This is a genomic window from Streptomyces sp. NPDC102402 (assembly GCF_044765765.1).
GTDB lineage: Bacteria > Actinomycetota > Actinomycetes > Streptomycetales > Streptomycetaceae > Streptomyces.
Genome location: NZ_JBIWKR010000007.1, coordinates 86389 through 108716 on the forward strand (window position 1 = coordinate 86389; position 22328 = coordinate 108716).

At 70.2% G+C, this 22328-nt stretch carries 16 protein-coding genes and 2 pseudogenes; 9 read left to right on the top strand and 9 right to left on the bottom strand.

What is annotated here, in order from left to right; genetic code table 11:
- The first annotated feature begins 7 nt into the window (after positions 1 to 7).
- The 6 genes and pseudogenes from ACIRJR_RS21370 to ACIRJR_RS21395 all read left to right on the top strand — a co-directional run.
- Complete coding sequence (locus ACIRJR_RS21370; RefSeq protein WP_403783639.1) at positions 8 to 499, top strand: SseB family protein; 492 nt, start codon at positions 8 to 10, stop codon at positions 497 to 499.
- Positions 496 to 1143, top strand: coding sequence for a hypothetical protein (locus ACIRJR_RS21375; RefSeq protein ID WP_403783075.1), 648 nt, complete (start codon positions 496 to 498; stop codon positions 1141 to 1143). The genes ACIRJR_RS21370 and ACIRJR_RS21375 overlap by 4 nt, the downstream gene beginning before the upstream one ends.
- A complete protein-coding gene (locus ACIRJR_RS21380) occupies positions 1143 to 5777 on the top strand; it encodes a putative T7SS-secreted protein (protein ID WP_403783078.1) in 4635 nt (1544 codons plus the stop codon). Before ACIRJR_RS21375 ends, ACIRJR_RS21380 begins: the two co-directional genes overlap by 1 nt.
- Positions 5774 to 6256 carry a hypothetical protein gene (locus ACIRJR_RS21385; RefSeq protein ID WP_403783082.1) on the top strand — a complete coding sequence of 161 codons (483 nt, stop codon included), beginning with the start codon at positions 5774 to 5776 and terminating at the stop codon, positions 6254 to 6256. The genes ACIRJR_RS21380 and ACIRJR_RS21385 overlap by 4 nt, the downstream gene beginning before the upstream one ends.
- 306 nt (positions 6257 to 6562) lie before the next feature.
- Positions 6563 to 7498 (top strand): annotated as a pseudogene (locus tag ACIRJR_RS21390) (serine/threonine-protein kinase); the annotation flags it as partial.
- A pseudogene (locus ACIRJR_RS21395) lies at positions 7425 to 8687 on the top strand (UvrD-helicase domain-containing protein); the annotation flags it as partial. The pseudogenes ACIRJR_RS21390 and ACIRJR_RS21395, both read left to right, overlap by 74 nt.
- Positions 8688 to 8806: 119 nt before the next feature.
- Here ACIRJR_RS21395 and ACIRJR_RS21400 read toward each other — a convergent pair.
- Complete coding sequence (locus tag ACIRJR_RS21400) at positions 8807 to 10006, bottom strand: ROK family transcriptional regulator (RefSeq protein ID WP_403783085.1); 1200 nt, start codon at positions 10004 to 10006, stop codon at positions 8807 to 8809.
- Positions 10007 to 10147: 141 nt separating this feature from the next.
- Here ACIRJR_RS21400 and ACIRJR_RS21405 point away from each other — a divergent pair, with 141 nt between their 5' ends.
- The 3 genes from ACIRJR_RS21405 to ACIRJR_RS21415 all read left to right on the top strand — a co-directional run bounded on the left by ACIRJR_RS21405 (position 10148) and on the right by ACIRJR_RS21415 (position 14299).
- Complete coding sequence (locus tag ACIRJR_RS21405) at positions 10148 to 11377, top strand: MFS transporter (RefSeq protein WP_403783088.1); 1230 nt, start codon at positions 10148 to 10150, stop codon at positions 11375 to 11377.
- Positions 11378 to 11546: 169 nt separating this feature from the next.
- Complete coding sequence (locus ACIRJR_RS21410) at positions 11547 to 12938, top strand: uracil-xanthine permease family protein (protein ID WP_403783091.1); 1392 nt, start codon at positions 11547 to 11549, stop codon at positions 12936 to 12938.
- Between the two features lie 65 nt (positions 12939 to 13003).
- Positions 13004 to 14299 carry a hypothetical protein gene (locus ACIRJR_RS21415; protein WP_403783095.1) on the top strand — a complete coding sequence of 432 codons (1296 nt, stop codon included), beginning with the start codon at positions 13004 to 13006 and terminating at the stop codon, positions 14297 to 14299.
- Positions 14300 to 14325: 26 nt separating this feature from the next.
- On the opposite strand, the gene ACIRJR_RS21420 is transcribed toward ACIRJR_RS21415, so the two are convergent.
- From ACIRJR_RS21420 to ACIRJR_RS21455, 8 genes are all read right to left on the bottom strand, one after another.
- Entirely contained in the window at positions 14326 to 15906 is a 1581-nt protein-coding gene (locus tag ACIRJR_RS21420) for an NADase-type glycan-binding domain-containing protein (protein ID WP_403783098.1), read from the bottom strand.
- A 4-nt stretch (positions 15907 to 15910) separates the two neighbouring features.
- Entirely contained in the window at positions 15911 to 16474 is a 564-nt protein-coding gene (locus ACIRJR_RS21425) for a phage tail protein (RefSeq protein WP_403783101.1), read from the bottom strand.
- Entirely contained in the window at positions 16471 to 18432 is a 1962-nt protein-coding gene (locus ACIRJR_RS21430; RefSeq protein ID WP_403783641.1) for a putative baseplate assembly protein, read from the bottom strand. Before ACIRJR_RS21430 ends, ACIRJR_RS21425 begins: the two co-directional genes overlap by 4 nt.
- Positions 18432 to 18854, bottom strand: a complete 423-nt coding sequence (locus ACIRJR_RS21435; protein WP_376529553.1) for a GPW/gp25 family protein — start codon at positions 18852 to 18854, stop codon at positions 18432 to 18434. The genes ACIRJR_RS21430 and ACIRJR_RS21435 overlap by 1 nt, the downstream gene beginning before the upstream one ends.
- On the bottom strand, positions 18854 to 19192 hold the full coding sequence (locus ACIRJR_RS21440; RefSeq protein WP_403783105.1) for a PAAR domain-containing protein: 339 nt from the start codon (positions 19190 to 19192) through the stop codon (positions 18854 to 18856). The genes ACIRJR_RS21435 and ACIRJR_RS21440 overlap by 1 nt, the downstream gene beginning before the upstream one ends.
- 42 nt (positions 19193 to 19234) lie before the next feature.
- The gene (locus ACIRJR_RS21445; protein ID WP_403783107.1) at positions 19235 to 21064 is read right to left on the bottom strand and encodes a VgrG-related protein; all 1830 of its coding nucleotides are present in this window, start codon (positions 21062 to 21064) and stop codon (positions 19235 to 19237) included.
- A complete protein-coding gene (locus tag ACIRJR_RS21450) occupies positions 21061 to 21780 on the bottom strand; it encodes a LysM peptidoglycan-binding domain-containing protein (RefSeq protein ID WP_403783110.1) in 720 nt (239 codons plus the stop codon). Before ACIRJR_RS21450 ends, ACIRJR_RS21445 begins: the two co-directional genes overlap by 4 nt.
- Positions 21781 to 21849: 69 nt before the next feature.
- Positions 21850 to 22275: a phage tail protein gene (locus ACIRJR_RS21455; protein WP_403783113.1), complete on the bottom strand. Its 426-nt coding sequence runs from the start codon at positions 22273 to 22275 to the stop codon at positions 21850 to 21852.
- Positions 22276 to 22328: the final 53 nt, after the last annotated feature.

Below are 22328 nucleotides of genomic sequence, written 5' to 3' on the forward strand. Positions count from 1 at the left end.
CCTGCGCATGACCACGGGTGGGGACGGGATACCGGAGCAGCAGCGCAGGCGGTCACGGCTGGCGGACCTGGATGATCTTTCAGGGCCGCCCGCCGAGCGAGCGCCTCTTGTGACGTCGGTGGGGGCCGAACAGGAACAGTTGCGTGCGGCTCGGCGGGAGTTTGCTGTGTTGCTGGGTGAGTTCCGGCGTACGGCGGTGCTGGTGCCTCTGGACGAGGTCGGTGACCTGTGGTCTGCGGAACAGAACGGTGTGCGGTGGATCTGTGCCTTCTCGGACGAGGAGGCGTTGGCCCGGTTTGCGTTGGCTCGTGGTGAGTCCGGGCGGGAGTGGGCGTACCAGACCGTTCTGGGCGCCAGGTTGCTGGATGTAATGGTGCCTTCGCTGCCGGGTCCTGCGGGGGTGGCGCTGGATGCGGGCAGTACGGACGGGATGTTGTTCCCGCCGGTGGCGGGCATTGTGCCGGATGCGGTTGCGGTTGATCTCGGGGGGATGCAGTGAGCGGGGAGAACGCGGATCTTCAGGTGCCGCCGGAGGCGCTGGCGGAGATCGCCAAGGGGATCGACCTGGCGCATGCGGAGTTGAAGGAACTCGGCTTCATCGGTGAGGCGTCGGTGGGCCGGGGGTTCTCGGATCTCGCGTTGTCGGGGCTGGAGCTGGGGCACGGCGGGCTGACGTCGGAGTTCGAGACGTTCTGCAACCGGTGGGAGTGGGGTGTCCGTGCCCTGACGCAGAAGGGCAATGGCTTCGCCCTCGGCGTCGGCCTGTCGGCGGGTTCGTATGCGGAGCAGGAGCAGTACGTCAAGGACTCGATCAAGATCGGTGTGAACTCCCTGAACGGGAATCCTCATGCGTCCGAGGACGAGGTCAAGGCGATGAGCTGGGACTCGGTCAGCCGGCAGTCTGCCTACGACGGTGCGGACTGGAGCTGGGACTCGATGACCGAGGCCAACGACGAGGTGGGCCAGACCTGGCGGGACACGATGTACGACGGCGAGGACGCGCTGCTCGACTCCTGGGAGAACTCCGGGCTCATCTCCCCGGAGCGGCGCGCAGAGATGGACGAGACGCTCAAGGAGAAGCTCGATCCGTCCCAGGAGATTCTCGATCAGGCTGAGCAGCCGCGGTGGGGGCAGGGCAACTGATGACGGACTGGGGAAAGTTCGCCGGGGACCTGTACGACGGTGCGGGCGATCTGGTCGACAAGGGCAAGGAGATCGTCGGCACTGGGATCGACAAGGGCACCGATGCGCTCGGCGCGGGCCTGGAGAAGGTCGGTGCGGATCAGTGGGCGGATGCGGTCGAGGACTGGGGCGATGAGACCGCCTCCTCGCTGGGTGCGGAGGTCGGGGAGCAGCAGCTCGGTCACACCGAGGAAGCGGATGAGCTGATCCATGGCAGGCCGGAGAAGATCAGCGCGGCGGTGAAGAACCTCCGGGACTTCCAGAAGGCGTTCGATCTGGTCGGCGGCGGGATGAAGAAGCTGGACTCCGGCCATTGGAAGGGAGAGGCCGCCGACGCCTTCCGCGCCAAGTTCCAGACGCTGCCCACCGACTGGCTGCGCGCGGCGGGTGCGTTCGAGGACGCGGCCAAGGCTCTGGAGACGTACGCGGGTACGGTCACCAGCGCGCAGGCCAAGGCCGGTGAGGCGATCGCTCTCTTCAAGGAGGGCAAGCAGGACTACGAGACTGCGGCGGCCGCTTTCAAGGCGAAGGCGGAGGCGTACAACGCGGTCCGCAACACCGACCATCCGCTCCCGCATCCGGGAAAGTTCTCCGATCCGGGCGCGGCCAAGCGTCGGCACGCCCAGGAGATTCTTCAGCGTGCCCGACGGGCGCGTAACGAGGCTGCCGAGGCGGCCAAGGGTGCGATCACCGCCGCGATGGCGCACGCTCCGAAGGAACCGACCGGTTTGGACCGGGCGAAGCAGGATCTCATCGACCTGGGCGTCGGCCAGTCCATGGAGCTGACCCACGTCGTCGGCGGTGCCGTCAAGGGCACCGCTGGGCTGCTGAACTTCGTCCGCTCGGTCAACCCGACCGACCCGTACAACCTGACGCACCCGGCCGAGTACTACAAGGGCGTCAACATGACGCTCGCCGGCCTCGTCACCACCGTCACCAACCCCGACCGCGCGCTGAAGAACGCCTGGGACGCGGCCAAGGGCGACCCCTCGGAATTCGCAGGCCGACTCATTCCCGAGCTGTTCGGTACCAAGGGCGGGGGCTTCATCAAGGGCGGCCTGCGGGCCGGTATGAAGGACCTGGTCAAGAACCCCGGCGGCAAGAACCGGCATGGACACGAAAACGCCCCCGACTCCAACGCCAACCAGTGCAGCAAGGTCAAATGCGCCGGAGACCCCGTCGACGTCGCGACCGGGCGCATGCTGCTCCCGCAGACCGACATCGTGCTGCCGGGATCACTGCCCCTCGTCTTCGAGCGCGTCTTCGACTCCTCGCACCGCGCCGGCCGCTGGTTCGGCTCCGGCTGGTCGAGCACGGTCGACCAACGCCTGGAGATCGACGCGGAAGGCGTGGTGTTCAGCTGCAACGAGGGCAGCCTGCTCGCATACCCACACCCGGCACCCGGCGCCCCCGTCATGCCCACGCACGGCCGACGCTGGCCCCTGGACCGGGTGGCCGACGGCTACACCATCACCGACCCGGAAACCGGCCAGGTCCGGCACTTCGTCGACCAGCCCACCGGAGACCTGGCGCTCCTGGCCCAGATCGACGACCGCAACGGCCGATGGATCGCCTTCGAGCACGACGAGGCGGGCGCTCCGACCTCGATCGTGCACCACGGCGGCTACCACCTGAAACTCACCACGCACGAAGGCAGGGTCACCGCCCTGCACCTGGCAGGCGCCGCCCCCGACGGCACCGACCAGGAGATCCTCCGCTACGGCTACACCGACGGCCACCTCACCACAGTCACCAACTCCTCGGGTAAGCCCCTGCGTTTCGACTGCGACGAACTGGGACGCATCACCGCGTGGACGGACACCAATGGCAGCCGGTACGAGTACGTCTACGACGAACACGACCGCTGCGTGTACCAGAGCGGCACCAACGGCCATCTCGAAGCCCACTTCACCTGGGACGACACCGACCCGGAGACGGGCCTACGCATGACGTCCATGACGGACAGCCTCGGCCACATCACGCGATACGTGATCAACGACCGCGCCCAGGTCGTTGCCGAGATCGACCCCTTGGGCGCGGCCACACGCTACGAACACGACCGCTACCACCGGCTGCTGTCCGTCACTGATCCACTGGGACACACCACCCGATCCACATACGACGAGCATGGCCGTCTCATATCGGTGGTCCGACCGGACGGGCGGGAAGTGACCGCCGATTACAATGCCCTCGGGCTGCCTGTACGCATCAAAAGCGCGGACGGCACGGTCACTCGCCAGACCTACGACGACTGCGGTAACCGTACGTCAGTCACCCTTCCGTCAGGCGTGACGACCTTCTACACATTCAATGAGGCTGGGCACCTCAACTCAATGACCGATACACTCGGGCACCGCACAGTGGTGCGATGCGACGAAGCTGGCCTGCCTGCCGAAATCGTGGACCCTCTGGGCGCAACGACGCGCTACGAGCGCGACGCTTACGGCCGCCCGTCCTCGATAACCGATGCCCTGTCGGCAGTCACTCGGTTCACCTGGGCCACGGAGGGGCAACTCACCCATCGTATAGACGCCGATGGCAGCGAACAGACCTGGACCTACGACGGTGAAGGAAACTGCCTCTCGCACACCGACCCTCTGGGACGCGTCACCACCTTCGAGTACTCAGACTTTGACCTACTCGTGGCACGTACCGGACCGGATCGAGCGCGGTACGAGTTCAGCCACGACCCGCTGCTTCAACTGACTGAAGTGACGAGCCCTCAAGGGCTGCGCTGGAGCTACAAATACGATTCGGCCGGTCGCCTCACCGGGGAGTGCGACTTCGACGGCAGGGTGCTCACATACACCTACGATGCCGCGAGCCGCCTGGCCTCCCGTACCAATGGCGTCGGCCAGACCATTCGGTTCGAACGCAATGAACTCGGCCAACTGCTTCGCAAGGACGCAGACGGAGCACTCACCCGCTACGAGTACGACTCCTTCGACCAGCTCGCCGTCGCGTCAGGTCCGGACGCCGCTCTGACCCGGGTGCGAGATCGGCACGGGCGCTTGAAATACGAAGTCGTCAATGGGCGACGTCTCACCTTCGAGCACGACGCCCTCGGACGCCGGAGCGGTAGAACCACGCCCGGCGGAGCCGTCAGTACTTGGTCCTACGATGCAGCGGGCCGCCGCAGGGAGCTCACGACATCTGGTCGCATACTCACCTTCGAGCGGGACACCGAAGGGCAGGAGGTAACGAGGCGCATCGGCGCCACAGTCACCCTCCGACACAAATTTGACATCATGGGTCGGCTTACCGACCAGCAAGTGACAGATGCCAATCGTACCGTTCAGCGCCGCGCCTACTCGTATCGCGCCGACGGCAACCTCCTTGGCGTGGACGATCAGGTCCGCGGCCCCCGGACCTTCGATCTGGACATGCTCGGCCGAGTCACTGCCGTGCATGCCTCGGGCTGGACCGAGCAATACGCTTACGACTGCACAGGTAATCAGACCAAGGCGGCCTGGCCTGCAGCGCACCCCGGGCAGGAAGCAACGGGTGCGCGCACGTACAGAGGCACACGCATCAACACGGCGGGGGATGTCCGTTACGAGTACGACGAACAGGGCCGGACCGTTCTCCGCCAGAAGCGGCGGCTTTCGCGGAAGCCGGAAACGTGGCGCTACGAGTGGAGTGCCGAGGACCGCCTCACCTCTGTACGCACGCCGGACGGCACGAAATGGCGCTATTTGTATGATCCTCTTGGGCGTCGTACAGCCAAGCAGCGCCTCACGGAGGACGGAAGTACGGTTCTTGAACAGACTTCCTTCGTTTGGGATGACGGAAACCTCTGCGAGCAACTGTCCAGCGGGCAGGGACTCCCGAATCCCGTAATGCTCACATGGGACCACGACGGCACACGTCCACTGACCCAATCGGAACGTGTACTTTCGGAAGGGTCACCACAAGAGACCATCGACGAACGATTCTTCTCTATCATAACGGACCTGGTTGGCAGTCCAAGCGAACTTATTGACGAGTCGGGCGAACTAGCTTGGCGGGCACGCACAACACTGTGGGGCACGACCACTTGGACAATTTCGAGCAGGACCTACACGCCGCTTCGGTTTCCCGGCCAATATTTCGACCCCGAGACCGGCCTGCACTACAACGTCCATAGGTACTACGACCCCGAAACCGCCCGTTACATAACAGTTGATCCCTTGGGTCTCGATCCAGCCCCCAACGCTCTGACATATGTGACCAATCCACACATATGGGCAGATCCGCTAGGCCTGAAGCCCTGCAAGATTCGCGTATCTCCCGTGGCAGCTGATTGGGCCACCAAAGGCGCCCACATTCACATTCCCTTGAAGAAAAAACCTGGCCTCGAGGACGAAGTTCACGTGTTCGTCGACGACAACGGCAACATTGCAGGCGCACCGATCAGGCTTGAACATGGATGGGCCTCGGAAAAAAGTGTCCGGGAAGCCGTCGACGCAGTGAACACCGATCCCAAGCTCCGCGCCGACCTGCTCACCAAGGCCACATCCGCCCGGGAGCATATGCTCGATCACAACTGGGGGAATAAGAAGAACCGGTCGGACGAAATGACAGCACTCATCGATAAGCTGGAGGGGTGGCCGTGAGCGCCACTGGACTAATCGCCTCATTCATCGCAACGGGACGCCTGTACGGGATCGGAATTGGATCTACTCTCACCGCGCTTCAGCAGGCCATTGATTTTGATTTCGTGGATGTTGTGGACGAAGACGGAGATTCGATGCGCCGCGACTATGGCTTCATCGAGTTCTATCTGAATCTCGACCAGGACTGGAGGGTATCCGGGGGCTCTATCGAGCTGCACAGGCTGGCCGTCCGTAGCGATATAGCCGATCGATGGTGCGTAGCCATGCGGGATCGCTTCCCCCAATACCTGACATGGGATGAGTTGTACAACGAGTTTTCCAATCTGCCGGACGCCCCTTCCCTGCAGAATATCGATCAAGGTGATTTTCAGGAGTATCGCGCATCAGAAACAAGGGTGTCCGTCCTGGTCAGCAATGATCACGAGGAACGCGATGAATGGCTGGGGCATGGCGACGTGTGGAGCATCAGCGTCGGCTGATGCTCCACCCCGTCGGCGGTCTCCCGCGCTGGGACCGAGCACAGCCACCGCTCCACTGCTGGGCACTTGGGCCAAGCCATGCGCGCCCGGCAAACCGCCTCGGTGACCGGAAAGTGACGCCCCCTCACTCCCTCCCGCAGCTTCGCTGGACTGGAGATCGCCGCACGGAGAGACTTGGCCCCACCACGTCGGGTCCGCGCGCCAGCACGCGTCGGCCCTCTCAGCACACGCACACACGGGGGCAAGGTGCCGGAGCAGCCGATCGCCGGGCGGTACGAGCTCCTGGAGGAGCTCAACAGCGGCGGTATGGGAGACGTATGGCGCGGCTACGACGCCGTGCTGGACCGACCCGTGGCCGTGAAGGTGGTCCGGCGGCAGGCCGTTGCCGGCTCACCGCAGCTGGCCGAGGAATTCGCCAAGCGGTTCAAGCGCGAGGCCCGCATCACCGCGCGCATCCAGCATCCCGGCGTGCCGCAGGTGTTCGACGCGGTGCTCGACGACTCCTTCGAGCGGCTCTACCTGGTCATGGAGCTGGTCGACGGCCTCCCCCTGTCCGCGTACATCCATCCCGACCGCCCGCTGCCCGTCAGCTGGGCCGTGGCCGTCGCCGCGCAGGTCGCCACCGTACTGTCGTACGCCCACGACGTGCCCGTCATCCACCGCGATCTCAAGCCGTCCAACATCCTGGTCTCCCGGGACGGGACGGTGAAGGTGCTCAACTTCGGGATCGCGGCGATCCTGCGCACCGACGTCACCAAGCTGACCGCGACCGGCAGCCCCATCGGCACGTGCCGGTACATGACACCGGAGCAGGTCCGCGGCGCGCGCACCAGCCCTCAGACCGATCTGTACGCGCTGGGCTGCGTGTTGCACGAACTACTCTGTGGCCGGGCCCTGTTCAGCGCCGACAGTGAGTACATGGTGATGTACCAGCACGTGAACGCCCCTCCGACCCCGGTGCGCCTGCTGCGACCGGATGTGCCGGAATCCCTGGAGGAGCTGGTCCTGCACCTGCTGCTCAAGGCTCCGGAGGCGCGCCCCGCCGATGTCCAGGAGGTGTACGAGCGGCTTCGGCACTTCCTGCCATCGCCCGGCACGCCCCCCGCGCAGGGTGAGGCGGGGCCGCAGGGAGCGCCGGATCCGACCGAGCTCTTCCGTCAGCCGTACGCGCCACGTGCTGGACAAACCGTTCGCCGCTTGGCGGGTCTTCCTCCACCCGTCGCAGCACAAGGTCGCCTACCGCCCCTCGTACTCCGGTCCCGCGCAGGTGACCGGCGGCCCCGGGACCGGAAAGACGGTCGTCGCGCTGCACCGCGTGCGTCACCTTCTGGGGCATCTGCGCGACGGCGAGCGCGTGTTGCTGACGACGTACACCAACGCGCTGGTCGCGGCACTGCGCACCGGTCTCGCCGCCCTGGTCGATGACGAGGTGCTGCGCGACCGTGTCGACGTCATGACCGTCGACGCGTTCGCGGGACGTGCCGTGTCGACGTCACGACGGCCGCTGCGAGGCGGTGAGGAGGAGAGCCGATGGGAACGGGCGGCTCGCGCCACCGGTTTCACCGGCACGCCACAGTTTCTCGCGCAGGAGTACAAGCACGTGGTCCTCGCCCAGAGCCTGCGGACGCTGGAAGAGTACGAGGCCTGTGAGCGACGAGGACGCAGGAGCGCTCTGCCCACGTCCGCCCGCGCTCCGGTGTGGCGCACGGTCGAGGAGTTCACCGACCGCCTCGGCGTCGACGGGCTGCGCACCTACCTCGGCAGGTGCGCGGAGGCCGCCGACTTGGTGGAGACCTCCGGTCCGCCCTACAGGCACGTGGTCATCGACGAGGCCCAGGACCTGCACCCGGCCCAGTGGCGGCTGCTGCGGGCCGCGACTCCGGCCCGCCCGGACGATCTGTTCATCGCGGGCCACCCTCACCAGCGCATCTACGACACGAAGGTCTCCCTGAAGGCGGTCGGCGTGAAGGTGACCGGCCGGTCCACGAAGATGCGCAAGAACTACCGGTCTACCCACGAGATCCTGAGCTGGTCCACCGCGCTTCTTGTCGGCCGCCCCTTCGAACAACTGGCGGACGACGCCCGCAACGAAACCCTGCTCGGCTACCGTTCAACCCTGCACGGCAGTGGGCCCGAGACGTTCGGCGGGGACTCGGAGGACGCCGAGCTGGACGCCCTGGTCACGAGGGTGTGCGGATGGATCGGAAGCGGCATCGCGCCGGGTGAGATCGGTGTCAGCGCCCGGTTCAACAAGACCTGCGACAGGGCGGTGGACCGCGTCAGGGCGGCGGGCGTCCCTGCCGTGCGACTCCGGGGCAACGCGCCGGCCGACCCGGACACCGTGCAGATCGGCACGATGCACGCTTTCAAGGGATTGGAGTTCCGGTGCGTCGCGGTCATCGGGGTGAGTGAGGGAGCCGTCCCAGGCCCGAATCGGATGCGGCGGCCCCGACACCTTGCTCCGGCCTCGTCCGAGGAGCCGTGCTCAGCCACGTACGGCAGGCCCCCTGGCCGGATAGGCCGCTGCCGTCCCCGCACCTCCGGGGCGCGTCATGCTCCCGCGCCGAACAGCGCCTCCTGGGCCGCCTCGCGGGCGGCGAACAGGGCGCCGCGCAGGACCGCGCCGCCGCCCAGCGTCCCCGCCCTGACCTCCGTGCGCAGCGGTGACATCCGGGCCAGCCGCTCCTCCACCAGCGAGGCCAGCGCGTCGCCGCCGGCGCGGCCGACCTCGCCGGCCAGGACGAGGCAGCCGGGGTCGAGGACGGAGACGACGGCGGCCGCTCCCATCGCGAGACGGTCGGCGAGCGCCGCCAGGAAGGCCTCGCCGTTCCCGTCGCCGGCGCGCAGCGCCGCCCGGACGGCGAACGCCGCGGCCGGGTCCTGTTCCTGCGCCGCGTCGGCCGCGGGGCCCCACGCCCGGATGCCGTGGTCCGCGGCCAGCCCGCATACGGCGGCCGAACCCACCAGGGAGTGGAATCCTCCGTCGCAGTTGACCGCCGAGGGGACCCCCGAGGTGCCGGGCACGGGCAGGAAACCGATCTCCCCCGCCCCGCCCGAGGCTCCGCGACGCAGCTTTCCGTCGAGCATGACGGCGGCGCCGATCCCGTGGCCGAGCCAGAGCAGGACGAACGTGTCACGGTCCTGGGCGGCCCCGATGCGGTGTTCGGCGACGGCGGCGAGGTTGGTCTCGTTCTCCACGAGGACGGTGGCGGACAGCCGCTGCTGGAGCTCCGTGACCAGCCCTCTGTGCCAGGCGGGGAGTCCGGCGGTGTTCCTGAGCTCGCCGGTGACCGGGTCGATCAGGCCGGGGGCGCCGATGCCGACGCTGTGGAGGGGGGCCGTCCCCGCGGTGCGGGCGGTGCGCTCCAGCATCGCCACGGCCCGTTCGACGGCGGGCCGTGTCCCGGTGTCGCTGCCGATCGGCAGGGTGGCCTCGGCGAGCGTGACGCCCAGCAGGTCGGCGACGGCCACGGCGACGCTGTCCGTGCGGACGTCCAGGGCGGCCAGGTGCGCCCGGTCGGCGACGATCCCGTACAGCCTCGCGTTGGGTCCGCGGCGCTCGGCGCCGCTCTCGCCGACGACGCGGACCAGGCCGGCGTCCTGCAGGCGGTCCACCAGATCGGCGACCGTGGGGCGGGAGAGACCGGTCAGGGTCTTCAGCTGAGTGGCCGTCAGCGGGCCCTCCTGCTGGAACAGTCGCAGGGCGAGCCGGTCGTTGATGGCCCGGGCCGTGCTCGGGGATGCGGGCATGCCGGGATCCTTCCAGATCGCTTGCGGACCGCCACCATGGGGTTATTTATCAGGCAGGCTTCCTGATAGTTTACGGCCCGCACCGCGCGAAGAGCGTCGGACGCACCGGCGAACGAGAATTCCCAGGGGAGGGCACGGCGTATGACACAGGATCCAGCGGTCCCGGTCTTCGGCACGGAGCAGATCAGACGGGCCAGATACGCCGTCGCGGTGGTCTTCGCCGTGCACGGGGCGGTGACCGGCAGTTTCGCGACCCGGGTCCCGTGGATCCAGGAGCACGCGTCGGTGAGCGCGGGCCAGCTCGGCCTCGCACTCGCCTTCCCCGCCATCGGGGCCTCGCTGTCCATGCCGCTGGCCGGCCGCGTCAGTCACCGTTTCGGGACCCGTGCGGCCCTGCGCGGACTGCTGGCGCTCTGGACACTGGCGCTGATACTGCCCGCCCTGGCCCCCAACCTGTTCACGCTCTGCCTCGCGCTGTGCGCGTACGGGGCGGCGGCGGGGATGTCGGACGTGGCGATGAACGCGCTGGGCGTGGAGGTGGAGAACCGCCTCGACCGGTCGATCATGTCGGGACTGCACGGCATGTGGAGCGTGGGCGCCCTGGTCGGCTCGGCGGCGGGCACGGTCGCGGCACACACCGGGGCCGATGCACGACTGCACCACACCGTGGCCGCACTGGTGCTGACGGTGCTCGGCCTGGCCGCCTGCCAGGGCGTCCTCGACCTGCGCAGCGAGCCGGACGAGGAGCCGCCGCCGCGCTTCACCCTGCCGCCGAAGTCCGCGCTGGTCATCGGTGCGGTGGGCTTCTGCGCGGTGTTCGCCGAGGGGGCCAGCATGGACTGGTCCGCGGTCTACCTCCGGGACATCATGGGAAGCTCGGCCGGGCTCGCGGCGGCGTCGACCACCGCGTTCGCCCTCATGATGGCCGTCGCCCGGATCGCCGGCGACAAGGTCGTCGACCGCTTCGGGGCCGTACGGACCGTGCGCGTCGGAGGCGTCCTGGCCACGGTCGGCGGACTGCTCGTGGTCCTGGCCTCCGGCCCGGCCCTCGCGCTGTGCGGCTTCGGGCTGCTCGGCCTCGGCGTGGCGGTCGTCGTACCGCTGGCCTTCGCGGCCGCCGGACGCAGCGGCACGAACCCGAGCCGGGCCATCGCGGGCGTCGCCACCATCACCTACACCTCGGGGCTCATCGCCCCGTCCGCGATCGGCTCACTGGCGGAGGCGACCTCCCTGCTGGTGTCGTTCGGTGTGGTGACGGTGCTGGCCTTCGGACTGGTCCTGGGTGCCGGGGTGCTGCGGGCCGGCGACCGCAAGGTCGCGGAGGCCGGGCTTCCGCAGCCTGCGCCGACCCGCAGCCAGGCGGGCGGCTGAAGCAGCGGCTCACGGCGCCTGACGGACGGAGAGCCGGAGGCGGAACGATAGATTCCGCCTCCGGCGGGGCCGAGCGCGAGCTACCCGGCCTCCGGCACTACCATGGCTCTGATCTTTTTCCGCGGATGGACCCCCAGGGCGCACCGCACACACCAATCAGGGAGCGACCATGGGCCTCGGCGTGCGCTGGACCTTGCACGGCGACGGGAAGACCCCCGCACCGGGGGCCGTGGTACGCCCCGACGAACGGCTCACCTGGCCCCGCACGTTCGGTCTCGGCGCCCAGCACGTGGTGGCCATGTTCGGTGCGTCCTTCGTGGCGCCCGTCCTGATGGGCCTGGACCCGAACCTCGCCATCATGATGTCCGGTGTCGCCACCGCCATCTTCCTCCTGGCGACGAAGGGCAGGGTGCCCAGCTACCTGGGGTGCTCGCTCTCCTTCGTGGGGGTGGCCGCCACGATCCGCGCGAGCGGGGGCACCAGCGCCACCGTCACGGGCGCGGTCCTGGTCGTCGGCGCCGTGCTGTTCCTCGTGGGGCTCATGGTGCAGCGGTTCGGCGCGCGGATCATCCACGCCGCGATGCCTCCCGTGGTGACCGGCGCCGTCGTCATGCTGATCGGCTTCAACCTGGCGCCGGTGACCGCGTCGACGTACTGGCCCCAGGATCAGTGGACTGCCTTGCTGGTGATGCTCTTCACCGGTCTGGCCGTGGTCTGTCTGCGCGGGTTCTTCTCACGCATCGCGATCTTCCTGGGCCTCGTCTTCGGATACGTGCTGTCCTGGGTGCTCGACCTCGTCTTCGGGAAGATCCACTCCCCGGCCGGCGGGGCCGAGGCGGTCGACCACTGGCGGCTCGACCTGTCGGCTGTGGCGGACGCGGACTGGGTCGGGCTGCCCGCCTTCCACGCGCCGAGCTTCGAGTGGTCGGCGATCCTCGTCGCACTGCCGGTCGTCATCGCCCTGATCGCCGAGAACGCCGGGCACGTCAAGGCCGTCGGCGAGATGACCGGCGACTCGCTCGACGACAAGCTGGGCACCGCCATCGCCGCGGACGGCGCCGCCTCGATGCTGTCCACGGCCGTCGGCGGCCCGCCGAACACCACGTACTCCGAGAACATCGGTGTGATGGCCGCGACGCGGGTCTACTCCACCGCCGCCTACTGGGCTGCCGCGTTCTTCGCGCTGCTCTTCGGCCTCTGCCCCAAGTTCGGCGCGGTCGTCGCCGCGATCCCCGGCGGCGTGCTCGGCGGCATCACCGTCATCCTCTACGGCATGATCGGCCTGCTGGGCGCCCAGATCTGGCTGAACGCCAAGGTGGACCTGCGCAACCCGCTGAACCTCGTGCCGGCTGCCGCGGGCATCATCATCGGCGTCGGCGGGGTCAGCCTGAAGATCACCGACAACTTCGAGCTGAGCGGCATCGCGCTCGGCACCCTCGTGGTGATCACCGGCTACCACGCGCTGCGGGCGTTCGCCCCGGCGCACCTCAAGACGCAGGAACCCCTGCTGGACTCGGGCACGTCGCAGTACGACGAGAAGCCTCCGGCCGACGCCTCCTGACCGGAGGCTTCCCTCCGGATCCCGCGGGCCCCCCGGGCGTCGGTCCCGGACGGTAGCGTGGGCCCATGCGTACCCATGAAGCCGCCGGGCCGACCCACGGCACGCCGCACGTGACGCCTGCGCGGACCAGCCGTGGACCTCGCACCCCCGGGGCGTTACAGGGCTCCGCGGGCAACACGGTCGTCAGCCGGATGGTCACCGCGTCCCGGATGATGACCGAGGACGAGTTCAAGCAGGGCACGGGGGGCACGGCACTGCGAGGCCGCTCCGAGATCACCAAGGTGGACAGGGCGCTCAGGGCGTTCTACGCGCTGCCCGACGCCAGACAGGGGGCACGGCTCCTCGCCCTCAAGGACATCGTCAGGGCGTGTGGCGACTACGTCGCTCACAAGGGCGACGCGGGCTCACGGGTCGGTGGTACGCAGCGGCTCGGCGAGCAGGCTCAGGCGGCGCAGGGGCAGTTGGATCCCGAGGCGGTCTTCCGGGACCTTCTGACCGAGATCGACCAGGTGAGGGACGAGGGGAAGAACCCGGACCTCGACCTCCGCATGCCCGCCGGTGAGGCCCAGCGGGCGGCCCAGTCCATCCCCGCGGACACGTTCCACACGATGATGGGGGACTTCGTCCGGAAGCTGGGGGCGCTGCGCGAGGACGGGACGCTGCCCGAGGAGACGCGGTCCGTCATCGGGGAGTTGATGGCCGTCGTTCCGCTCGTGACCGTGATGCAGTACCCGAGGGGTGGCATGGGCGGCATGAAGCTCGACCCGGCCGCCTCGGAGGGCGACCCGGCGTTCACGTTCAACGTCGACACCCAGGCAAGGGGCGGCACGTCCTTCCTGCTGGGGCACATCGCCCACGAGCTGACCCATGTCGCGGCCCATCAGGCCTTCGGCAGCAGCCCGGTGATGGAGCTGGTGCAGTCCGGGGCGACCGACCAGGAGGTCACGGCGCTGGCGGCGGAACGCAAGCAGACGCTCGCCGATCTGAAGGCTGCCCTGGCCGGGAACGCCGAGTTCGACGACTTCCAGCAGAGCATGCTGGAGGAGAAGCTGGTGTACGGCGCCCAGCCGCAGAAGCTGGAGCAGTACGCGAGCTCCTTCGAAAAGGCGGGCAAAATCACCGCCGCGCAGAAGGAGCGCCTGGTCGGCTGGGGCAAGGCGGCCGGAAACGCCTCCGGCACCCTGGTCGAGTACGACACCGTACTCAACCAGATGCTGATCTACCTGCACATGTGGCAGACCGGCCAGGAGAACCCCTTCTACGTACGGCTGCGGGCGGCGGCCCAGGCGGCGTACGACCGCCGGAGCAGCGCCCGCCGTCCCGCGGGCGGATCGGAGGACCAGCCGGACCGGCCGTCGTGAACCCGTCGCGGCCGGCCGGTCCAGGGTCAGCCGCGCTGGAAGAACTCCACCTCCGCCAGAGCCAGTTGACGTCCCGGTGTCAGTTCCACGGGCTCCCGCAGGGTCAGGCGTACCGTCTTCACGTCACTGAGGGCGGTATGGATCGTCTGCGGGCCCGGCTTGTCGCTGAGGGCCAGTTCCTTGTGCCGTTGCTCGCCGTCCCGCGTCGTCACCTCCAGGTCGATCCGGAGTGCGCGTGCCTCGCTGGTGTAGTCCTCCGGTTCCTTGGAGGGGCCGTTGGTGATGATCAGGTCGACCAGTCGGAACGGCTTGCGGAAGGTGTACGTCACCGAGGCGCCGGCCGCGGGTGCGCCCCAGTAGCTGTTGCTCAGCCCGTCCGTGGTGTTCTTGGCCGGATGCCGGGGCGATGCGGCGCTCGCCTCGATGCTCAGCGGGGTGATGGGTTTGGCCTTGCCCAGCTTGTCCCGGGTGTCCTCGAACAGGGCGCGTCCGGCGGGGAGCAGCAGGAGAGCGCCCGCGCACAGCGCCACCACCACGGCCAGGATCACCAGGAACCGCACCGCCCTGCCCGAACTCGCCCGCACCCGGCGGCGGAACGGCCACACCCTGCGCCACCACGGCAGCGGCTCGGGCTTCGCGGCGGGGTTCAGCTCGGCCGCGCAACGTCGGCAGAACCGCCGGCCGGGCGGGTTGGGGGTGCCACAGGAGGGGCAGGGCGCGCCCGCCACCTCGTCGGGAGCCTCCACCGGGCGCACGACCGGGCGGCGTGCCACCGGCTTCGCGGGGCGTACGGGCTGGATGGGGGCGGGAGCCGACGGGTCGGAGGCAGGGGTGGCCGGGGGCCGGGGGCCCGGCGGGTTCCCGGGGACCGGGGCGGGTGGAGGAGTCGGAACGGGGTGGGGGGCGCGGGCCGTGGCCGCCTCGCCCGTGACGGCGGGTTCACCGGCGCGGGACGCCGAGCCGGTGGTCGGGCGGAAGGCGGGTGCGGAGGGTGCGGATCCGGCACCGTCGGGGCCGGGCCGGGGCACGGGGCCTGGCGTCCCGCCCTGCTCGGAAGCGGTCCCGGAGCCCTCGCTGTCGTTGCCGCGTGAGCCCGCGGCGGGTGCCGTGCCCGTGCGGTGCGCCTCGCCTCGGCCGCGTCCCGTCAGCCGGCTGCGGAGCGACGAGCCACGGCCCCGCTCGGCGGACCCCGGTCCCTCGGCCGGGGGCGATGCCGGAGCGGTGGCCGGGGGCGATGCCGGTTCCTCGGCCGGGGGCGGCGCCGGAGCGGCGGCCGGGCGGGCGGCGTCGGGCGGGGGGACGTGCGGTGCGGCCGGGGGTTCGGCGTGCGCTCCGGGGGCCGGCGGCTCCGAAGCCGTGGGGCCGGGTGCGCCTGTGGCCGACGGCGCCGACGACGTACCAGGGACCGACGGCCCCGAGGACGTCCCGGGGGCCGAGGGCTCCGCCGGCGTGCTGGACGAGGGGTCGGCGGACGTACTCGGCGGTGGGGGCTCCGACGACGTGCCCGAAGGCGCCGAACGGTCCGACCAGCCCAGGTACGCACCGCAGTTGCCGCAGAAGTCGTCCGTGGAGCCGTTGGACGCCCCGCACGCGGGACAGGCACGCATGGCGTCACCTCCCTTCGTCGGTGGGCGGGCCGGGCAGGACTTCCACCCGGCAGACGGTGTGCACCGGGCACATGGCCCTGACGACCTCGTGGACCCTGGCCGGGTCGGCCCGGGCCCCGTGGTCCGGCCACACCCGCACCAGGACCTCGGCGGGGGGCTCCGGCGGCAGATCGGCTCCGGGGGTGCTCGACCACACCGCGCCGCCGTCCCCGACGACCTCGGCGTGCACGCCGAGCGCGAGCCGCAGCGCCTCGACCAGGCCGCGCCGGGTACCGCTCCAGCGGTGCAGCTCCATCGCGCGGGAGACCGTCTCGCGGCGCCTTTCCACCGGCCACTCCGGGTCGTCGTCGGCACCCACCCAGGTCGCCAGCCAGGCCAGGAAATCGGCCGGCGCCACCCGGGGGTCGAGATAGGCGGGCAGGTTGTCGAGGGTCGCGAACACCGGGGCGAGGACGGTGTCCAGTCCCGCGGTGAAGCGCTGGGCGAAGTCGTCGTCGGCGTACAGCGCGGGCAGTTGCCCGCCGATCGGGTACCGGCTCGGCAGACCGGGTATCGCGGCGCGGCTCATCCCCGTCCCTCCGGCTCCAGGGCCGTGACGACCACCTGGTGCTGGTAGGAGAAGACCAGTGCGCCCGCGGCCACGTCGACGCGGTCCGTCGGCGCGCCGCGCCGCCCGGTGACCGGGTCGGCGGGGAACAGCAGGATCTCCTCGATCAGGGCGTTGCCGGTGGCGCGTTGGAGGACGCCGAAGACGTCGCCGTACTGGGCCGGCCGGCCGAAGGGCCATCCGGTGCCGTCCGGGCCGCCGACCAGCGGGTTGAGGTGGCGGAAGAGGGCGGCCAGGGCCGCCTCGCGGACGCGGTCGGTGTCGGCGGGGGCCGCCGCCAGCCTGGCGACCACGGTGACGCCCTGGTAGACCGGCGGCTCGACCACCAGGCGGGTGCCGATGAGGCGGCGTTCGTCGAGGCTCGCGGTGATGGTCCGCAGGACCTGGTCGGAGGGGATGAGCTGCTCGAAGCGGAGGCGGTCGTCCCCCTCGTCGGCCACCGCGTCCGGGACCACCAGCACCCGTACGGCGCCCGCGCCTTCGGCGGCGGGCAGGCAGCGGACCCGGCGCACCGAGGGCGCGGCCTGGCCCGCGATGATCTCGTAGTCCCGGGCGGTGACGGCCCGTTCCTGCATGCGCAGCGCGTCCGGTGCCCGCAGCCGGGCGTTGGCGAGGGTCTCGCCGGCGACGCCGCCGCCGGCCGACTCCCGGTTGACGACCCGTGCGACGTAGGGGACGGAGCTGCGCAGTACGGAGATCGCGCCGCGGGCCACGTTGCCCGCGGGGCCGCCGCCGGTGCGGTAGCGGGCCACCCGGATCTGGGCTCCCTTGGGCGGCACGGCGCCGCACTGCCGCAGGGTGCCGTCCGGTTCGCGCAGCACCGGCGGGAAGGTGAACTCGCCGGTGGTGGCGTCGACCTGGACATGCCGGTCGGCCGGGCCCGAGCGGCCGAAGTGCTCGACCACGTCCCAGCGCTGCCAGCCGTCGGCCGAGGACGCTTCCACCACCGGGGGCTCGCGGTCGAGGAGGACCGGCGGGCGGCCCAGCCGGAACGTCTGCCCGGCTACGCCCTCCGAGGTGCCCAGCGGTACGTCGGTCTCGCTCTCGGCGTGCTCGACGGTCATGGTGCCGCCCACGGTGAACACGGACGCCTCGCGCACCGTCGGCGACTCCGAGTAGAACGGCTGGCCCGGCTCCGCCTCGGTGACCCGGCAGCGCAGCCAGCCGGCCCGGGTCCCGCCGATCACCGACGCGGTGTGTCCGGCCGGTACGTACACGATGACCTCGCCCGGCCGGTTCAGGCCTCCGGTGGAGTCCTCACCGGTCTCGCACACCTGCCAGCCGCCTCCGTCCCACGCCTCCCACACCAGCGGCGGCTGGCGGGGGTCGACGCCGATGCCCTCCACGCGGCTGTCCAGGTTCACCGCGACCACGCAGCGCGGCACCGCCGTCGGCATGCCGAACAGCAGCGCGTCACCGGGCTGGGGTGCCGCCTGGAAGGCGGGGATGTCGCGGCCTTCGGTGAGCTCACCGGTCCGGTCCGTCTGCTCACCGGCGCGGGACGCGGTCACCAGGCGGATCAACTCACTGGGCACGATCCGCAGTTCGTCCGTGGTGGTGAACACCACGGCCTCTTCGGCCTCCCCTCCCGCGGTGGCCACCTCGGTGCCCGGGGTCAGGGTCACCGTGTCGGGCTGCGGCGCCGAAAGCCAGAAGTCGACCTCGGCCACCGCCGCGGCCGGCGGGAACAGGCGGATGCCGAGCAGGTCCAGGAAGGCGGTGTAGTTCTTGTCGGGGACCCGGTTCAGCCGGTACAGCAGCTGGTCCACGAGGTAGGCGAACGTCTCGATCAGGGTGACGCCCGGGTCGGAGACGTTGTGGTCGGTCCACTCCGGGGCACGCTGCTGCACGTACCGCTTCGCCTCGTCGACGAGCTGCTGGAACCGCCGGTCGTCAAGGTTGGGGGAGGGCAGGGCCATCAGGCGGCGCCCCATTCCTCGGCCCCCTCCTCGGAGGGGATCGTGTAGAAGGGAAAGACCAGGTTGCGCCGGTCGTTGGTGGAACGCAGGGTGTAGTGCACGTCGATGTAGAGGGTGCCGTCCTCGATGGCGTCGAAGGCGACCACCACGTCGTCCACCGTGATGCGCGGTTCCCACCGCTCCAGGGCCTCGCGCACCCGTTGGGCGATCCGCCCGGCGGTGGCACCGTCGCCGGGCGCGAAGACGTAGTCGTGGATGCCGCAGCCGAACTCGGGGCGCATGGGCCGCTCGCCGGGAGCGGTGCCGAGGACCAGGCGGATCGCCTCCTCGATCTCACGCTCCCGTTCGACCATGCCGATCCCGCCTGTCGGCCCGACCCGCAGCGGGAACGCCCAGCCGCGGCCGATGAACCGGTCGCTCATCACACGCCCCCGATCAGGACGTTCAGGGCACCGCCGGAGATCATCGCGCCGCACGTGGTCCTGTCGCGCATCTTCGCGGCCGGCAGCCCGCCGATGAGGACCTGGCCCCGGGCGAGCGCGGCGGGGTCGGGCATGACCACGTTGCCCGGCCCCAGGGCCAGGTGCGGGGGCATGACGCAGGCGTGCACGCTGCCCGGGGGGCCGGGGAGACCCGTGGTCACGGCCGCCGGACGGCCGCCGATCAGTACGCGCAGCACCGCCTGGGCGGCGGGACCGGCCGGCAGGGCGATCACGCCGCCGTGGTTGGTGGGATCACCGGTACGGGCTGCGGCCGGCATGCGGACTCCTTGGGGATGGTGGGACCGTCGGGGGGACGGAGGTCAGTTGATCCGGATGAGCTTGGCCTTGAGGACGCCCAGCAGACCGCCGTCGACGGTGACGTCCGACGAACCGTTGACGCTCACCGTGCGGCCGCCGATCTTCACCCCGACCCGGCCCTGGATGTCCACGTTCCGCCCCGACACGCTCACGTCGCCGCGCCCCGCGTCCAGGGTGATGCCCTTCTTGTCGAGCAGGACGGAGCTGAGGGGCCGCTGACGCCCCTTCGCGGCGTAGACGGTCAGCTCGATCCGGCCCCGCCGGTTGTCCAGGAACACTTCGAGGCGCTCGTCGGCGCTCGTCAGCCGCACCCCTGAGCTGCCGGGCGCCCGCGCGTCCAGCAGCTCCACCCGGTGCCCCGAACGCGACACCAGGGAGCGCCGGTTGACCTTCCCGGTGGTCCTGTCGACCAGCGGGACGTCGTGCGGCGAGGGCTTGTCCACGCCGTTGTAGAGCCCGCCGATGACGTACGGACTGTCCAGGAGGCCCTGTTCGAAGCCGACCAGTACCTCGTCGTTGACCTCGGGGCTGAACACGCCGCCACCGCCCTTGCCGCCCCATTGCACGGTGCGCACCCAGTCGGTGACGTAGGTGTCGTCCAGCCAGGGGAACTTCAGCCGTACGCCGCCGGACTCGGCGCCGCCGGGTTCGCGTACGTCGGTCACCACCCCGATGGCCAGGCCGGGCATGCGGGGTCCGCGGCCGGGCGCGTTCGCGCCGGTCACCAGGCCCGTCAGGGAGCGGTCCGGACTGGCGCTCACCCACACCGTCGTCCGGAATCCGCCGTGCGGTTCGAGGACGTGCTGCACCGCGGTCGTCGTGTACTTCCCGGAGAACGCCTGCCCGACGTTGCCGAGCGCCACCGGTTTACCCGCACGCAGCTTGGGGTTGCCCTCGACGAGCGCCTCCAGCTCGGCGAACCCGGCGCTGACTTCGGCGGCCGTGGCGTCCGCGACCGCCTTCGTCTCGGCGTGGGTGCGGTACGGGGTGTCCGTGACGGTCAGCTTCGACGACTTGCCGAAGCGGGCGGCGAACGCCGGGCTCAGTCCCGGCACCACCGTGTCGCTGTCCACCGACGCCTTGCGGGCCACCAGCGGCTGCTTGTTGGCGACGTCCCACCCGCGCACCTCCACCTGCTGCGCGCCGTCCGCGGCCGACAGGGAGGCCCGCAGCGCCAGCAGGTTGCGCCCGTACTCCAGCACCATCGGGCTGCGCGTCGCCGGGGTCGACGGGGCGGGCGCGCCGGACGCCTTCCGCGGCTTGGTGAACTGCAGCAGCCCCTTGTCGTCGACCCGCACCTGCGCGCCGCTCTCCCCCGCGAGGAACTGCAGGAAGTCCCAGTCGGACACGTTGGCCTGCGACAGCTGCTGGTAGGTGACCGGCTCGGCCTCGACCGTCCCGCAGGTCAGCCCGGCCCCGGCGGCCACCTTGCGGACGATCGCCGCCGCCGTCATGTTCCGGTACGCCACGACCTTGCGGCCCCGCTGAAGGCGGTGCGCCTTGGAGTAGGCGCGCACCACCGTGAACGAACCCGTGCGGTCCCGGTCCAGCTCCAGGGCGGTCACCTCGCCGCTGAACAGCCGCTCGCGTGCCTGCCCGGAGACGGTCACCACCGACACCTTCAGCGGGGTCCCGATGGTGATGCCGGTCTTCTGGAGGAACTCGTGGTCGGGGTCCCGGAAGGTGAGGACGGCCGAGTCCGGCAGGCCCACGTTCTCGTCGACCACGCAGTTCACCAGCTGGGCGGCCCAGATCCGCGGGAGTTCGGCGGGTGTCTCGATGACCGGGTCGGCCGCGAACGACCGGCCGCCCGGCGCCTCGGGTGTGCTCACTGGTCCTCCTCGGCGCCCGCGTCACGCAGCCCCGGCAGCACCAGTTCGGTGCCGGGTACGAGAGCCATCGGGTCGTCTATGTCGTTGGCCTCCGCGATGACCCGCCAGGCCGTCGCGTCGCCGTACTCCCGCCAGGCCAGCAAGGCCAGGCTGTCGCCCGCCACCACGGTGTGCGTGCTGCGGGCGGTGCGCGATCCGGACGTCGGGTTCTGGCCCGCCGGGTCGACACTCGCCTCCTCGATGGACAGCGAGCAGGTGGCCCGCAGCGGTCTGCCGTCCACGTCGAACAGCGTGTAGCTCACGGACAGGCTCGACAGCACCCCGTCGAACGACGTCGTACGCGCCGTACCCCACTCGAACCGCACCCACGGGCTGGCGGGCTTCTTGCGGCCCAGGCTGGCCGGCGTCGGCACGCACCCCTTCATCAGCTTCTCGACCGCCAGCTCCACGGAGTTGTCGTGGGTGGCGGTGGCGTCCAGGAACACCTCCAGGCTGAGCGTGCGCGGGCCGCTGCCGACGAATTCCGGCAGCGCCGACTGACCCGCCATCCGGGACGGGGTGCGCCGCCACTCGGTGCTCTTGCCCAGCTCCAGGGTGGAGGGGTTGAACTGGAGGTTCAGCCGGGCGATGGTCCCGCCGGGCTTGGCGCCGACGGAGGTGGGGGGCTCCTTCAGGGTCAGCTGGGCCCTGGCCCGGCTGGAGCGTGTTGGGGACACGGCAGGACCTCCTTTCCTGTGACGGCTGTCGGGGCGCTGGTCGGGGGCGGTGTGTGTGAGGGGACCGGGTCAGGACGTGCGCAGGCCCTGGTGGGCGATCTCCAGGGTCTCCACCGCCGCCTGGGAGGTGGCGGGGTCGAAGGACGGGCCCTGCCAGCGCACCGGGACGATCCCTGACACCTGCCAGCTGATGATCGGCGTGAGATCCGGTTTCAGCGCCACGATCTCGCCGTCCTTGGGCTCCACCCGCTTCAGCGTCTCGTCGAGCCAGCGGGCGATCTTCGCCGTGTCGGTGGTGACGGGCCGGGTGAACGTGATGTTGGACCAGCTCACGCGGCCCGGCAGCTGCCAGGTGAAACCGTTGTTCCCGCCCTCGGCGTACGTCTCCATCTCGACCTCGGCGCCCATGCCGGAGCACGTGTGGAAGGCGCCCAGGTCGTTGCCGCCGATCGCGAGCCGGAAGAACACGCTCGTCGCGAAGATGCTGTCGGTCATCGGTCCGTCACTCGCCCGTCAATCGTTCGTCGTCCGGTCGGTCATCGTCCATG